Genomic DNA, 14,715 nt, shown 5'->3' with positions numbered 1-14,715 from the left:
TCGTGGAGGCGGCGCGCACGGCGGCCGCGCAGCAGCTGCCTACACCTCTCGCCCAGCACACGACCCAGCGATCGCTAGGAGAAACCGCTCGTGTCCGTATACCTCTACCGGTGGGGCAAATTCGCCTTCCGCCGGAAATGGATCGTGTTACCGGTCTGGCTCCTGATCTTCCTGATCATCGGCGGACTCGGGCTCGGCCTGAAGAAGCCGGTGAAGGATGACTTCAACATCCCGAACCTACCCTCGCAGCGGGCCACGGACATCCTCGACAAGCAGTTCCCCGGCCTGTCCTCGCAGTTCAGCTTCGACGCCGTCACCGGCACCTACGTGATCGGCGCACCGGCCGGACAGAAGCTCACCGATCCCGCGAACCGTGCCGCGGTCACCGAACTGGTGCAGAAGCTGGGCGAGCTGAACATCGTCGCCCACACCAAGACCGCGATGAATCCGACCGGCGCGGTGATGAATCCGATCGACGCCGCGGACAAGATGGGCTGCCTCACCGGCAATCGCACCGACCCCGCGTTCGTCGCGCGCTGCGGCCTGGCCCCGCTGAACGTGCTGGGCAAGGGTGACGGCTCCACCGCACCCGCGGATTCCGTTGCGTACCTTCAGGTTCCGTTCACCATCCAGAAGTTCTCCGATATCACCGCCGCCGACCGCAAGGCCGCCTACGACGTGGCCGACGTCGCCCGCAGCGCCGGGCTGACCGTCGAGATGGACGGCACCATCGCGCAGAACAACGCCATCGACACCGGCGCCTCGGAGATGGTCGGCTACGTGGTCGCCTTCATCGTGATGATGATCGCGTTCGGCGCGCTGCTGGCCGCCTTCGTACCCATCCTGACCGGCATCGTCGGCGTCGGCGCGGCCTCGGCGCTGATCATGGCCGGGACCTCGATCGCGAACATCCCCAGCTTCACCACGATTCTGGCCTCGATGATCGGAATCGCGCTGTCCATCGACTACGCGCTGTTCATCGTCTCGCGCTACAAACACGAACTGGCGATCCAGGATTCGCCCGAGGAGGCGGCCGGCACCGCGATCGGCACGGCCGGTTCCGCGGTGGTGTTCGCGGGCCTGACGGTCATCATCGCGCTGTGCGGACTGAGCATCGTCGGGGTCAGCTTCCTGACCTGGATGGGTCTGGGCGGCGCGCTGGCGGCGGCGTTCGCGATCATGGTCGCGCTGACGCTGCTGCCCGCGCTGATGGGCGCGTTCGGCAAATACCTGTTCAAGCCGAAGCTGCCGCTGGTCGCCAAGCACGATCCCGAGGACGCGTCCTCGGTCACCAACGGTATGCGCTTCGGCCGCCTGATCGGCCGGATGCCCGCGGTGACGCTGGTGCTGAGCATCATCGTGCTGGGCCTGTTCGCGCTGCCCGCCACCAAGCTGAGCCTGGGCCTGCCCGGCGAGGACAGCCAGCCCACCACCAGCACCGTGCGCAAGGCGTACGACCTGCGCACCGAGGGATTCGGCGTGGGCAGCAACGGAATTCTGACCGTCGTCGCGGATCTGAGCGGGGTGGCGCCCACGCAGCGCGAGGCCGCGCTGACCGCGTTGCACGACAAGCTCGCGTCCTATCCAGGCATGGATTTCGTCACCCCGGCGGCGACCAACAAGGTCCTGGATCCGGCCACGCAGGCCCCGGACTACGCGCATTCGACCGGCGCGCGGCTGTCGGCGGTGCCCAAGACCGGGCCGAACGACAAGGCCACCCAGGATCTGGTGAAGCACGCGCGTGACGCGGAGGGCCAGTTCAAATCCCAGTACGGGATGGAGTACGGCATCACCGGTTCCACCGCGATCTACGCCGACGTGTCCAGCGCGCTGCTGGGCAAGATCGTGCCGTACATGGCGATCGTGGCGGTGGCGGCGTTCATCCTGCTGATGCTGGTGTTCCGTTCGATTCTGGTGCCGTTGACCGCGGCCCTGGGCTTCCTGTTGTCGATGGCCGCGACGTTCGGCGCGACCGTGCTGATCTTCCAGGAGGGCAAGCTCGGGCTGGTCAAGGAGACGCACCCGCTGGTCAGCTTCCTGCCGATCATCCTGATCGGGTTGGTCTTCGGTCTGGCCATGGACTACCAGGTGTTCCTGGTGTCGCGGATGCGCGAGGAATACACGCACGGCAAATCGCCGAAGGAGGCCGTCGTGGCCGGTTATCACCACGGCGCGCGGGTGGTGACCTCGGCCGCGATCATCATGGTCTCGGTGTTCGGCGGCTTCGTGATGATGCCCGATGTGACCGCCAAGTCGATGGGCTTCGCGCTGGCCGCGGGCGTGCTGTTCGACGCGTTCCTGGTGCGGATGGTGCTGATTCCGTCGCTGCTGGTGCTGCTCGGGCGTTCGGCCTGGTGGCTGCCCAGGTGGCTGGATCGGATCCTGCCGGATATCGACGTCGAGGGTACGAAGCTGCGGGCGTTGCAGGAGCGTGAGCGGGAGGCCGCGCGGGAACCGGAGCCCGTGCCGGTCGGCTGAGATACCGATACGCATTCCTCGCTCGCGTCCCGGGCGGCGGGCGTTTCCGCTCGAAAGACATTGGGCCCCAGTCGAATTCGACTGGGGCCCAACTCTTTCTGCGGCAGCGGCTCACCTACGCCCGCGAGGGATCGGGCACCCCCCCTGGGGCGATCAGCCCAGCTGCGGCGCGATCTCCGAGGCGAAGAACTCGATGTGCTCGAGATCCGACAGATCCAGCACCTGCAGGTACAGCCGGGTGATGCCGGTCTCCTCGCGGTAGCGGCCGATCTTGTCGACGATCTCCGCCGGGGATCCGGCCAGGCCGTTCTGCTTCAACTCGTCCACCTCGCGGCCGATTGCCGTTGCGCGCCGGGCGATTTCGGCATCGTCGCGGCCCACGCACAGCACCTGGGCGACCGAGCGGATGATCTCGCCGGGATCGCGGCCGATCGCGCGGGCCGCCGCGTCCACCCGCTCCCCCTGGGCCTTGGCCGTGGCGACGTCGGCGAACGGCAGGTTGAACTCCTGGGCGAAGCGGGCGACCAGTTCAGGGGTGCGCTTCTTCCCGGCTCCGCCGATGATCACCGGCGGACGCGGACGCTGCGTCGGCTTGGGCAGGCCCGGGGCGTTCTCCAGCCGGTAGTGCTTACCGGCGAAATCGAAGGTCTCACCCTCGGGGGTCTCCCACAGGCCGGTGATGATCTCGAGCTGTTCGGCGTACCGGTCGAACCGCTCCTTCACCTCGTACAGTTCGATGCCGTACGCGGTGTGCTCGGCGGCGAACCAACCCGAGCCGAGGCCGAATTCGACTCGGCCACCGGACATCTGGTCCACCTGCGCCACCGAGATGGCCAGCACCGAGGGGTGCCGGAAGGTGGCGGCGGTGACGAGGGTGCCGAGGCGGATCCGGGACGTTTCGCGGGCGAGTCCGGCCAGGGTGATCCACGCGTCGGTGGGGCCGGGCAGGCCGGACACGTCGCCCATCTTCAGGAAGTGATCGGACCGGAAGAACGCGTCGTATCCGGCGTCCTCGGTGGTCTTGGCGACCCGCAGGAGATCGTCGTAGGTCGCGCCTTGCTGGGGTTCGGTAAAGATCCGTAGGTCCACGGCGTCCAACGTACCGCTCGGTCGCGCGGTGCGCGTCGGGTGAACTGCCGGGTTGTCCGCTCGATCGATACTGCGGACCGAATCTGTCCTGTTTCGGTCCTAACGTCGTGATCGCCGCGGGAATCCGCCCCGGCAACGACCGAAGGATATGCCGTGCAACTCGTATCGATCCGCCTGATCACCGATGACGTCCGCCGGATGGCCGAGTTCTATCAGCTGGTCACCGGTGTCGAACCCGATTGGGCCACACCGGATTTCGTCGAGATCGTCACCCCCGCCGGAACGCTGGCGATCGGAAGTACCCGGACCGTGGCGCTTTTCGCGGCCGGTAGCGCGCGGGCGGCCGACAATCACACCGCGATCATCGAATTCCTGGTCCCGGACGTTGATGCCGAATATCGTCGATTGCGTGCTGCGGTAACGGATTTCGTGAACGAGCCGACGACGATGCCGTGGGGGAATCGGTCGCTGCTACTGCGGGATCCGGACGGTAATCTGGTGAATCTCTTCACGCCGGTCACCGAGGCCGCTATCGCCAGGTTCTCGGTTCGCTGAATCCCCTCTTCCCACTTCAATATATATCGCACACAGGGGCTTGCGGCAAGGCCCGGGTAATGCCGCACAATGGTCGGCCGAAGCCAGAACCTGCGGAAATACCCGATCGACGATAGGCGCGAGCGGGTCCGCACGGCGACTGGACAACAGGAACTCGAACGAATGGGTGGTACATGTTCGATGTGATCATCGCCGGGTGCGGGCCGACCGGTGCGATGCTGGCCGCCGAACTGCGATTGCACGATGTGCGGGTACTCGTGGTGGAGAAGGAACCCGAACCCGTGCCGTTCGTGCGGGCGCTCGGATTGCATATCCGCAGTATCGAGTTGATGGCGATGCGCGGGCTGCTGGATCGTTTTCTCGAACGCGGCAGACAGTATCCGACCGGCGGGTTCTTCGCCGCCATCACCAAACCCGCGCCCGAGGGTCTGGACTCCGCGCACGCGTACGTACTCGGGATTCCGCAGCCGATCATCGATGAACTACTCACCGCGCGTGCGATCGAATTGGGCGCACAGGTCCGACGTGGTTGTGCGGTAGTGGGTTTCGCGCAGGACGACGAGGGGGTGGACGTCGAACTGGCCGATGGGGAGCGGCTGCGGGCGCGGTATCTCGTCGGGTGCGACGGCGGGCGCAGTGCCGTGCGAAAACTGATGGGTGTCGGTTTCCCCGGCGAACCCTCGCGGACCGAGACGCTGCTGGGTGAGATGGAAGTCGATATGCCGCAGGAGGAGGTCGTCGCCAAGGTGACCGAGGTCCGGGAGACCTACAAGCGGTTCGGGCTGGGCACCCGCGACGGAAAGATCTATCGCGTCGTCGTCCCTGGTCTGGAAGTCGGCGACCGCACCGAACCACCGACGCTCGAGGATTTCAAACAGCGGTTGCGCGCCATCGCCGGAACCGATTTCGGCGTGCACTCCCCGCGCCTGCTGTCCCGTTTCGGCGATGCCACCCGGATGGCCGAGCACTACCGCGTCGGCCGGGTGCTGCTGGCCGGGGACTCCGCGCACATCCACCCGCCGACCGGCGGCCAGGGCCTCAACATGGGCGTGCAGGACGCGTTCAACCTCGGCTGGAAACTGGCCGCGCAGATCCGCGGCTGGGCCCCGGACGATCTGCTGGACACCTACGAAACCGAACGTCAGCCGGTCGCGGAGGAGGTCCTGAACAACACCCGCGCCCAGATGGAACTGCTCTCCACCGAGCCCGGCCCGCGCGCGGTCCGCCGCCTGCTCACCGAACTCATGGAGTTCGACGAGGTCAACCGCTACCTCATCGAGAAGATCACCGCGATCGGCATCCGCTACGACTTCGGCGAGGGCCCCGACCTGCTCGGCCGCCGCATCCCCGACCTCGAACTGAAGCAGGGCCGCCTCTACGACCACATGCACCAGGGCCGCGGGCTACTCCTGGACCGCACCGAAACCCTGACCGCCGACGGCTGGTCCGACCGGGTGGATGTCATCGCGGATCCGACTGCGGCACTGGATGTTCCGGCTTTGTTGCTCCGACCCGACGGTCATATCGCCTGGATCGGCGAGAGCCAGCGGGAACTCGACGCCCAGTTGTCTCGCTGGTTCGGCAAGCCCGCCGACTGATTTCGGCAGGTTCGGCGAATCGTTCGCCCTGCCGATCGATTTCGTGAACTCCGTCGAATCTCTTGCCCTGCTGAGGATTTCGATCTGCACCGACGAGATCCCGGCAGGGCCACCGGTCCGGTACCGCTTGGGGGAGTTGCCGATTACCGCGTTCGAGAACTCACTGTCACGATGCGCTCGAACGTCGTTCGTCGGGTGGAGGCTGAGCTCGCCGGTGTTCGGAGGCCGTCGGTGTTCGGCGGCCATCGGCGTTCGGCGGCGGTCGGCGGCGGTCGGTGTTCGGCGGCCATCAGTGTTCGGCAGCCATCGGCGTTCGGCAGCCATCGGCGTTCGGCGGCCATCAGTGTTCGGCAGCCATCGGCGTTCGGCGGCGGTCGGTGTTCGGCGGCCATCAGTGTTCGGCAGCCATCGGCGTTCGGCGGCCATCGGCGTTCGGCGGCCATCGGCGTTCGGCGGCCATCGGCGTTCGGCGGCCATCGGCGGCCATCGGCGTTCGGCGTTCATCAGAGACGTTCAGAGTTCATCAGGGTTCGGAGCTCGCGGAGGTCGACGGCGTGACCGCGGACAGGGCGCGCAGATCGTCGAAGGCTTCGCAGAGTTGCGTGTCCAGGCTTCGGGCCGGGTCTGCCATCCAAATCCGGACCGCATGCTGGTAGGCGGCCCAGCCGGTGCGGGCGGCGAGGTCGGCCACGCGGTCCGCGATGCCGCGTTGACGCAGCGCCTCGGCGACGGCATCGATCAGCGACGCGTGTTTGGCCAGCTCACGCTCGCGCAGCGCCGGGGTGACCCAGATGATCTCCCAGCGCGGTTCACCGAATGCGCGGTTGTTCTCCAACTGCCCCGCGGACTGCCGGAAGGCGTGCAGCAGGATCTCGAACGTCTCCAGACCCTGCGGAGTCTCGGCGATCGTCCGCATGAGCGTGGCGCACAGATCGGCCTCGCCGTCGAAGAGCACCTCGCGCTTGTCCGGGAAGTGCCGGAAGAAGGTGCGCTCGTTGACCCCGGCCCGCGCGGCGATCTCCGCGGCCGTGGTCTTGTCGAACCCCTGCTCCCGATACAGCTCCAGGGCCGCCTCCCGGAGGCGACGCCGCGCTTCCGCTCCGCTTCGTGGCATTCCGCGAGACTACCGCAATACGCCAGTGACTGGCATCACATTGCGTCAGTCACTGACACTTCCGGTAGAGTCAGCGACTGACGCTACGTCGCGTCGGCCACCGAGATTGAACGATCAGGGGAGCGCATCATGCAGATCTTCGTCACCGGCGGCACCGGCCAGACCGGTCCCGCCGTCGTCGCCGAGCTCATCGCGTCGGGCCACACCGTCACCGGCCTGGCCCGCTCGGACACCGCCGCCGCCCGGCTGGAATCGCTGGGCGCAACACCGCACCGCGGTTCCCTGGACGATCTCGACAGCCTGCATCGCGGCGCGGCGGCAGCGGACGGCGTCCTGCACATGGCTTATGACAACGACTTCTCCGATCCGGATGCTCTGGTCCGCCGCGATCGCACGGCGATCGAAACGCTGGGCCACGCACTGGCCGGTTCCGGCAAGCCGCTGGTCACCACCTCGGGCACCCTGGTCATGCAGACCGGCCACCCAGGCACCGAACACGATCCGGCGGACCCCGATTCGGTTGCGGCCTTTCGTATTTCGGGGGAGCAAGCCTGCCTCGCCCACGTCGACCGAGGCGTCCGGGCCAGCGTCGTGCGACTGGCACCGACCGTGCACGGCCCCGGCGACCACGGATTCATCCCGGCCCTCATCGCCGCCGCACGCCGCGCGGGCATCTCGGCCTACATCGGTGACGGCACCAATCGCTGGCCGGCGGTCCACCGCTCCGACGCCGCGACCCTGTTCCGCCTCGCCCTGGAGAAAGCGCCCGCGGGCAGCGTGCTGCACGGCGTCGGCGAAAGCGCCGTCCCGATCAAGAGCATCGCCGAACGAATCGCACGAATACTCGACATCCCCACCGCATCACTGACTCTCGACCAGGCCGTCACCCACCTCGGCAACCCGTTCCTAGCCACCTTCTTCTCCCTGGACACCCCCATCTCCAGCGATCACACCAGAACCATCCTGAACTGGACCCCACACCACCCAACCCTCCTCGAGGACCTGGACACCGGCGACTACTTCACCCCCGAAGCCAGCAGACGCGCCGAGCAGATCTGGCTGCCACACCCGAAACAACAGCCCGGCACCACCACTGGATTCGACAAGCATGAACGCCTGGACCGGTTTCTACGCGACGAGGTCTGGCCCACCACCGCACCAGACGGCCCCAACCCACCGACAACGAAAGCCGAGGTCGAAAGCATCCTGGGTTACGGCCCGGACGGCGTCTGACAGCTTCGGCCAACCACAGGCTCATCAGCGCGCTCTGCTGAATAGCCTTGCGAGCAACCAGGTTAGCGAGTAGCCGGAAGACATCCAGGGCTATCACCCACACAGCGCCTGCCGGTTCCGGTCGACAACGGGCTCGTCGGTGCGTTCACTCGAATGATATTGCGGGCGAACAGGTTTACAGGTCGCCGAAGGCAACCAGGGTTACAGCCCGGACAGCACCTGACAGTTTCGGTCGACCACAGGCTCATCAGCGCGCTCCGCCGAATAATCGTGCGAGCGAACAGGTTTGCGAGTCATCGAGGACGTCCAGGATTATCGCTCAGACAGCGCATGATGGTTCCGGTCGACTACGGAACCTTTGGTGCGCACGGACGAATGCTATTGCGAGCGAAGGGATTTGCGGGTCGTTGAAGGCAACCAGGGTTACAGCCCGGACAGCGTCTGGCAGTTTCGGTCGACCACGGGCTTGCCGGTGCGTTCTGCCGAATGACCGTGCGGGCGTTCAGGTTTGCGGGGCCAGGATGCGGTCGAGTAGGTGGTCGAGCAGTTCGGTTGGCGGGCGGGTGGTGCCGTAGCCCTGGAGCATGCCTTGGGCCAGGCCGCCGACGGCCATGGTGATGAGTTCGGCGTCCATGTCGGGGAGGTTCGAATCGGAGGTTTCCGGAGGGTGGGTGCGGCGTAGTTGGTCGGCGATTATGGTGGTCAAAGTCTTCGGTGCGGCGAAGGTTTCCTCGGCGGCGATGCCTTGGCCGGTGAGGTTGGCCCAGCCGAATGCGCCGAGTACGACGGCTTCCTCGCGACGTTGCGGGTCCAGCGGTAGCAACTCGACCAGGACCGCGCGAACAGCTTCACGCGGGGTGACGTCGGCCCCCAGCTCGGACCATCGGCGGGCGAAGCGGGCACCGGCGTCCATCATCACCGAACGGTGTGTGGCGAGCAGGAATTCGCGCTTGGTGCCGAAGTAGTACTGCACCAGTCGCACCGAGATCCGAGCCTCGGCGGCCACGGATTGGAAGGTCACCGCGGGCAACCCGCCCTCGACGATGACGCGTCGCACGGCGTCGGTGATCTGCCGTCGCCGCTGTTCGTGGTCGACCAATCGTGGCACGGGACCTGCCGCCTTCCTCTCGAGTCGAATCCTGAATGGTACGCACCCGCCAATTTGATGGTATGTACATACCATTTTAAGTGATACGCTCATATCGTAAAGATCTACAAAAGGAGGGGTAATGTCAAAGATCGGACACTTCACCAGCAGGAAAGCCGAGACCACATTCCTGCGCGCGTACGATGCGCTGGCCGCGCGGTGGCCGGTGCCGTCGACCGTCATCGATGTCGAAACCCCTTTCGGCACAACGCGAGTGCGCAGATCCGGCAGCGGCGATGGCGCGGCGGTCGTACTGCTGCCCGGCACCGGCGGCAACGGCACGGCGTGGGTTCGATTCATCGAGGAGCTGGCCCGCGACCGCGTGATCTACACCCCGGACGTGATCGGTTGGGCGGGCCGCTGCACCCAGACCGCACCCGTGCGCGATACCGCAGACGTCGCGACGTGGCTGTGCGAGACGTTGGACGGGCTCGGCGAGGATCGCGTCCACCTGGCCGGAAATTCGTTGGGGGCCTGGCTGTCCGGCGCGGTGGCGGTGCATAGGTCCGAACGGCTGGCGAGCCTGACCATGTTCGAGCCCAGCGCGGCCACCTTCGGCAAGCCGAGCTGGGGCGTACTGTTCAAATTCCTGGTCGCGGGCATGCGGCCCACGCCCGAGCGGATGCGCAAGCTCAACGCCTGGATGATGCCGCGGGTCCGACTCGACGACGACGAATTCGCCATGGTCCTGGCGGCGGTGAAGTACCGCATGGCGATGCCGTGGGACCGCAAGTTCACCGACGAGCAGCTGGCCGCGATCACCGCGCCGAGCCTGATCCTGTTCGGCGCGGAAACGATCGCGGGCGATCCCGAACTGGCCGCTACCCGAGCCCGGGAGCACATCGCCTCCACCGAGATCGAGATCTATCCGGACATCGGCCACGACCTGCTGTGGGCGAATCCGGAGCAGGTCATTCCTCGGTTCCTGGACTTCGTCCGCGCCCACGACCCCGTTCGGGCCTGAGCGGCGGCCGTCCGGCTCGAGACCCGACGACGGCGGCTACCTTCGAGAGATGGTTCCGCTCTCACACGCACTGGCCTTCGCCGCGGCCGCCATGGTCATCATCGTCATTCCCGGGCCGAACGTACTGTTCGCCATCGGCCGGGCCCTGAGTCTGGGGCGCCGGTCCGCGATCCTGTCCGTCGCAGGGGGCGTCACAGGGTCGCTCGTGCCGCTGATCGCGGTGGCGTTCGGCCTGGGCGCGGTCCTGATGGCCTCGGCGATGCTGTTCCTGATCGTGAAGATCGTCGGGGCCACCTACCTGATCTACCTGGGCATCAACACGATCCGGCAGCGCAAGAAGCTCGCGGAGGCACTGCGGTCGAACGTCCCGAGCAACGACGGGCGTCGGGTGTTCCGGCAGGGATTCGTCGTCGGCGCGACCAATCCCAAGACGATCGTGTTCTTCGGCGCGGTCCTGCCGCAGTTCGCGGAGCCGAGTCGCGGTGCACTGCCCGTGCAGTTGCTCACGCTCGGGCTCATCTTCCTTGCGCTCCAAGCACTTTCGGACAATACCTGGGCGATGCTGGCGGCGACGGCGCGGTCCTGGTTCGCCCGTTCTCCACGTCGTCTCGAAACCGTCGGCAGCACAGGCGGATTGATGATCATCGGCGTCGGTGCGGGGATGGCGCTGAGCAGCGCGAACTGATCGAGGTGTTGCGCTTCTGTGGCTCTCCCGCGATGTAGTAGGCGTCCAAGCATTACGGGACGGATCGCCGCCTGGACGGTGAGACGTCCGAACCTGTTCGCAGTGGCAGGTTTTCGTGAGGAGAAGCAGATGATGAAGTCCAAGTTCGGCCGTGCCGGTGTGCTGGTCAGCGGGGTCGCGATGACCGTCGCGGCGGCGGCGATGTCGACCGGAACGGCCGCGGCGGACACCGACGGCGGATGCGGCGGCCCGGCCTACGCCAACGTGTGCATCAGCATGGACGGCGGCACCCTCAACTACGCCGGCTACACCAACTTCGCCAACGGCGCGACGGGCACCATCCACCTGTGGCTCTGGGATTACACCGAAAAGGCCGGTGGCGTACGGGTTTTCACCACCGACTTCCCCGCCGCCACCGGCCCGCACCACTACCGTCCGGGCGGCCTGGCCGATCCCACCCCCGGCCACGATTACAAGGCCGAGATGCGGGTGCAGTGGGGCAATGTGAAGACCGACACCTACCTGAGTCCAGACATGTTCGCCTGAGCCGGTCTCGACTTCTATTCGGTTGCAACAGGTCTCAGCCGGTTCAGTTGGTCGATGAGTGGGCCCGGTTGCCGTCGCGAGCCGATCCGAACCCTGGGCCGCGCGGACGATTGCCGATCGCCCCGGCCGGAGTAGACGTCGCGGCGAGCGCGGCCGGACGCGCGGCCACACCGATCGGGGTGGTGCATTCAATTAGAACGTGTTCTACTTTTAGCATGAGCGGAATCGTGGATGGCCGGGTCGATCCGGCCTTCCAGGCTGTGCGCGAGATCTTCGAGGCGAGCTTCGCAGACGGGCGCAACACCGGGGCCGCCATGGCGGTCTACCTCGACGGACGGCCCGTGGTCGACCTCTGGGGCGGCATCGCGGATGCCCGGACGCAACGTCCCTGGGAACGTGACACGCCCGCGGTGACGTTCTCGTGCACGAAGGCCCTGACCGCCACGGCCGCGCTCGCGGTGGCGCACGAATCCGGAACGAGCCTGTCCGAACCGGTGACCACCTGGTGGCCGGAGTACGGCGTCGAAGGCAAGGCGGCCACGACGCTCGCGGATCTGCTGTCACACCGCGCCGGACTGCCCGCCTTCGAACGCGCCGTCACCGCCACCGAGGCCGCGGATCCGGCGAAAATGGCTGCGCTGCTGGCAGATCAGCGACCGCTGTGGGAGCCAGGCACCGAACATGGTTACCACGCCTTGAGTTTCGGCTGGCTGGTCGGTGAATTCGTTCGGCGACAGACGAATTCGACGGTCGGTGAGTACGTACGCCGACACTTCGGTGAGGAGCTGTGGATCGGCGCACCCGCGCACGTGGCCGAGCAGGCCGCGCGCGTCGGGTTCCCGCCCGCAGCGGAGCAAGCGTGGACCGATCCGGGCCCGATCGATGCCGCGACGATCGACAGGATGTCGCGGGCGTATCGGGATCCCGGCTCGCTCGCGCTGCGCGCATCCACCAATCCTGTTGGCTCCTACAATAATCCGGAAGCCCTGGCCGGTGGCTGGCCCGCCTCCGGACTGGTCACCACCGCACGCGCACTGGCCGGGTTCTATCGCGATCTCGTGGGCGGCGCACTGCTGCCTCCGGAGCTCGTTTCCGACGCGATTCGCGAGCGCGTCCGAGGGACGGATGCGGTGCTGCTGCTCGAGAGCGCCTTCGGTCTCGGCTATATGCGGTCGTGCGAGAACTTCATCCTGCCCGACACCGCCCGGGACACGGCGTTCGGGCATCCGGGCGCAGGCGGCGCAATCGGGTTGGGAGACTTGGAGAATCGGCTCGCGATCGCATTCGTCCCGAACCTGCGCCGTGACTGGCTCGCAGGTGACCGCCGCGCCTACGACCTCGTCGCGGCCACCTACGACGCGCTCTGACGACGGTCCGCCGTCACCCCAGATCCGACATGTCGAGCACGAATCGATACCGAACATCGTTGCGCGCGAGCCGATCCAGCGCCTCGTTCACCTGCGCGGACGGCAGGATTTCGATATCGGCGGCGATGCCGTGCCGGGCGCAGAACTCCAGCAGTTCCCGGGTCGCCGACGCCGACCGCCGGGACGCCGCCAAACTCCGCGCCATCGCCGACGCCCAGACCGCGGGCCGCATCCGCCCCGGCGACCCGTTCGACGTGCTCGCCCTGGTCATCGCCATGTCGATGGCCTGGTCCCCCGTCAGCAACGTCTACTCCGCCACGGCCGACGAACCCCCCGACCACCACACCCGCCGCCGCACCCTCCTCCACGAAACCGTCACCCGAGCCCTGACACCCACCCCCGAACCCTCGAACTGATGTTCGAAACCGGCTACCATATCCCCATGCCCCTCGACCGCCATCACCTCGCCCACCTGTGGCTGGAACAGGTCCGCGACCACCTGGCCCAAGCCGCCACCACCAACACCCCCCTCCCACCCGAACAACTCAACATCATGTCCGGCAAGGTCGCCGCCGGCCTACAAATCCTCACCGAACCCACCCACCCCGACGAACACACCGGCCCGGCTTCCGCGGCCTGAGCCCCTGCCGCATCCGAATTGCCGCATCTCACGCGATCGAGTCGCCACAGCGCGGGTACTGCCGACCGAGTCAGCCCGATCACCAGGTGCGGTCCGTCGACGCCTATCGAGTGCAGTGATTCAGCGGACACGGTTGCACCGCAACGCTTCTCAGGCTACGGCGGTGATCGTCACTTCCACGTGAATGCCCAACTCGGCAGCGAAGTCGATCAGCTTGTCGAGGCTGAACAGGTTGATCTTGCCCGCATTCAGCTCGTAGATGCGACTGCGCTTCACACCGAGACGTTCGGCCGCATCGGCAGGACTCAGCCCCAGAGCCCGAATCCGTTCCGTCACAGCGAACATGACATTGGCTCGGGCCTTCATGTGCTCGGCCTGGTCAGGCGGTTCGATTGCGTCCCAGACGTTTTCGTACATATCCATACGTGCACTCCCCGGTCTTCATCGGTCGACCTGTGGCGGACGGTCGAATACCTCGATGGTCGCCTTGGAGGTGGATCGATCCTGAAGTACCAACTCCCAAGGGCCGCTGTTGATTTCGAAGTTCTTGCCGTATCCGAGCCACTTGCCCGCGAGTCGCGTGTGGGTCAACTCGGACAGCATCTGGATCGCCCCGTGATACTTGGCGCCCTTGTAGTAGCCCTTGGGCGCGGTGTTCTCCGACCACGTCCCCGTCACGATGTGCCCGTCGACCGTGAGATCCATCTGCATCACGCTCGGCGCGGAGTTCGGCAGGCTGCGCACGGTCAGCCGGTCCCCGTGCTGCAACAAAACGACGTAGTGCGATGAGGTGAAGGTCTTGTCGCGGCCGGAGCTGTAGAACTCGTACGTCGAGAGCCAAACCCCGCTGAACGGCCCGGCAGCCTGCGGAGTTGCGTCACCGGGATGACGCTCGGCCGGCACCGCGCCAATCGACGAGTCGACTTCATGACCGGAGTTGCCGCCGGAGAGGGACCGGCCGGTGCTGACCGCGCCGAATCCCAGAGTTTCGATGGGCAGGCGCATGACCTCCTCCAGAGCGCGAGCGTGCGACGGGCGCGGATTCGTGGTGCGGCCGGATTCCCAGCGCTGCACGAGTCGTTTTGTCGCGCTGGAGCATCCCGCATCGCGCAGGGCGCGAGCAAGGTCGTCCTGCGACATGCGGCGCGCGTTGCGGGCCGCGCGCAAGGCCGTATTCGGCACTGCTGCTGTCGTCATGGGCTCACGGGAGCCTTTGGACGCCGAAATGTCGCCCTACCGACGGCAATGACACAGGAGCGCCTGCAGCGCCTGAAAAATCTCTATCTCGATTAGATATTT

Annotated in this window: 14 protein-coding genes and 1 pseudogene; 10 read left to right on the top strand and 5 right to left on the bottom strand. The window is 66.5% G+C overall.

Going from position 1 to position 14,715, the window contains the following annotated elements; genetic code table 11:
* Positions 1 to 90 precede the first annotated feature (90 nt).
* The gene (locus NRB20_RS04080; RefSeq protein ID WP_319944448.1) at positions 91 to 2,478 is read left to right on the top strand and encodes an MMPL family transporter; all 2,388 of its coding nucleotides are present in this window, start codon (positions 91 to 93) and stop codon (positions 2,476 to 2,478) included.
* A 153-nt stretch (positions 2,479 to 2,631) separates the two neighbouring features.
* Here the strand turns inward: NRB20_RS04080 and NRB20_RS04075 are convergent, their stop codons facing one another.
* On the bottom strand, positions 2,632 to 3,567 hold the full coding sequence (locus NRB20_RS04075; protein ID WP_319944447.1) for an LLM class F420-dependent oxidoreductase: 936 nt from the start codon (positions 3,565 to 3,567) through the stop codon (positions 2,632 to 2,634).
* Positions 3,568 to 3,720: 153 nt separating this feature from the next.
* Between NRB20_RS04075 and NRB20_RS04070 the strand changes: the two genes are divergently transcribed.
* Together NRB20_RS04070 and rox are read left to right on the top strand one after the other, a co-directional pair.
* Positions 3,721 to 4,122, top strand: coding sequence for a VOC family protein (locus tag NRB20_RS04070; RefSeq protein ID WP_319944446.1), 402 nt, complete (start codon positions 3,721 to 3,723; stop codon positions 4,120 to 4,122).
* Positions 4,123 to 4,295: 173 nt separating this feature from the next.
* A complete protein-coding gene (rox, locus tag NRB20_RS04065) occupies positions 4,296 to 5,720 on the top strand; it encodes a rifampin monooxygenase (protein WP_153407902.1) in 1,425 nt (474 codons plus the stop codon).
* A gap of 523 nt (positions 5,721 to 6,243) precedes the next feature.
* Here rox and NRB20_RS04060 read toward each other — a convergent pair.
* Positions 6,244 to 6,834, bottom strand: a complete 591-nt coding sequence (locus NRB20_RS04060) for a TetR family transcriptional regulator (RefSeq protein WP_153407901.1) — start codon at positions 6,832 to 6,834, stop codon at positions 6,244 to 6,246.
* 129 nt (positions 6,835 to 6,963) lie between these two features.
* Here NRB20_RS04060 and NRB20_RS04055 point away from each other — a divergent pair.
* Positions 6,964 to 7,857: pseudogene (locus NRB20_RS04055) on the top strand (SDR family oxidoreductase); the annotation flags it as partial.
* A 712-nt stretch (positions 7,858 to 8,569) separates the two neighbouring features.
* On the opposite strand, the gene NRB20_RS04050 reads toward NRB20_RS04055, so the two are convergent.
* Positions 8,570 to 9,175 carry a TetR/AcrR family transcriptional regulator gene (locus NRB20_RS04050; protein ID WP_319944445.1) on the bottom strand — a complete coding sequence of 202 codons (606 nt, stop codon included), beginning with the start codon at positions 9,173 to 9,175 and terminating at the stop codon, positions 8,570 to 8,572.
* A 121-nt stretch (positions 9,176 to 9,296) separates the two neighbouring features.
* On the opposite strand from NRB20_RS04050, the gene NRB20_RS04045 reads away from it, so the two are divergent.
* The 6 genes from NRB20_RS04045 (at position 9,297) to NRB20_RS04020 (ending at position 13,416) form a co-directional block, all read left to right on the top strand.
* Positions 9,297 to 10,178: an alpha/beta fold hydrolase gene (locus NRB20_RS04045; RefSeq protein ID WP_153407898.1), complete on the top strand. Its 882-nt coding sequence runs from the start codon at positions 9,297 to 9,299 to the stop codon at positions 10,176 to 10,178.
* A gap of 49 nt (positions 10,179 to 10,227) precedes the next feature.
* Entirely contained in the window at positions 10,228 to 10,863 is a 636-nt protein-coding gene (locus NRB20_RS04040; protein ID WP_153407897.1) for a LysE family translocator, read from the top strand.
* A gap of 129 nt (positions 10,864 to 10,992) precedes the next feature.
* Positions 10,993 to 11,409 carry a hypothetical protein gene (locus NRB20_RS04035; RefSeq protein ID WP_153407896.1) on the top strand — a complete coding sequence of 139 codons (417 nt, stop codon included), beginning with the start codon at positions 10,993 to 10,995 and terminating at the stop codon, positions 11,407 to 11,409.
* 215 nt (positions 11,410 to 11,624) lie between these two features.
* Positions 11,625 to 12,776, top strand: a complete 1,152-nt coding sequence (locus tag NRB20_RS04030) for a serine hydrolase domain-containing protein (RefSeq protein WP_153407895.1) — start codon at positions 11,625 to 11,627, stop codon at positions 12,774 to 12,776.
* Positions 12,777 to 12,835: 59 nt separating this feature from the next.
* Positions 12,836 to 13,192 carry a hypothetical protein gene (locus NRB20_RS04025; protein ID WP_227833212.1) on the top strand — a complete coding sequence of 119 codons (357 nt, stop codon included), beginning with the start codon at positions 12,836 to 12,838 and terminating at the stop codon, positions 13,190 to 13,192.
* 26 nt (positions 13,193 to 13,218) lie between these two features.
* Positions 13,219 to 13,416 carry a DUF6374 family protein gene (locus NRB20_RS04020; protein WP_153407894.1) on the top strand — a complete coding sequence of 66 codons (198 nt, stop codon included), beginning with the start codon at positions 13,219 to 13,221 and terminating at the stop codon, positions 13,414 to 13,416.
* Positions 13,417 to 13,566: 150 nt separating this feature from the next.
* On the opposite strand, the gene NRB20_RS04015 is transcribed toward NRB20_RS04020, so the two are convergent.
* Together NRB20_RS04015 and NRB20_RS04010 are read right to left on the bottom strand one after the other, a co-directional pair.
* Positions 13,567 to 13,839 (bottom strand): helix-turn-helix domain-containing protein, encoded by a 273-nt coding sequence (locus NRB20_RS04015; protein ID WP_153407893.1) that lies wholly within the window; start codon positions 13,837 to 13,839, stop codon positions 13,567 to 13,569.
* Between the two features lie 18 nt (positions 13,840 to 13,857).
* Positions 13,858 to 14,613 (bottom strand): helix-turn-helix domain-containing protein, encoded by a 756-nt coding sequence (locus NRB20_RS04010; RefSeq protein ID WP_153407892.1) that lies wholly within the window; start codon positions 14,611 to 14,613, stop codon positions 13,858 to 13,860.
* Between the last annotated feature and the right edge of the window lie 102 nt (positions 14,614 to 14,715).

The sequence above is a fragment of the Nocardia macrotermitis genome (genome assembly GCF_009604405.1).
GTDB lineage: Bacteria > Actinomycetota > Actinomycetes > Mycobacteriales > Mycobacteriaceae > Nocardia > Nocardia macrotermitis.
The sequence above is the reverse complement of the archived record's forward strand: the minus strand, read 5'-3'. Positions and strand labels throughout refer to the sequence as shown.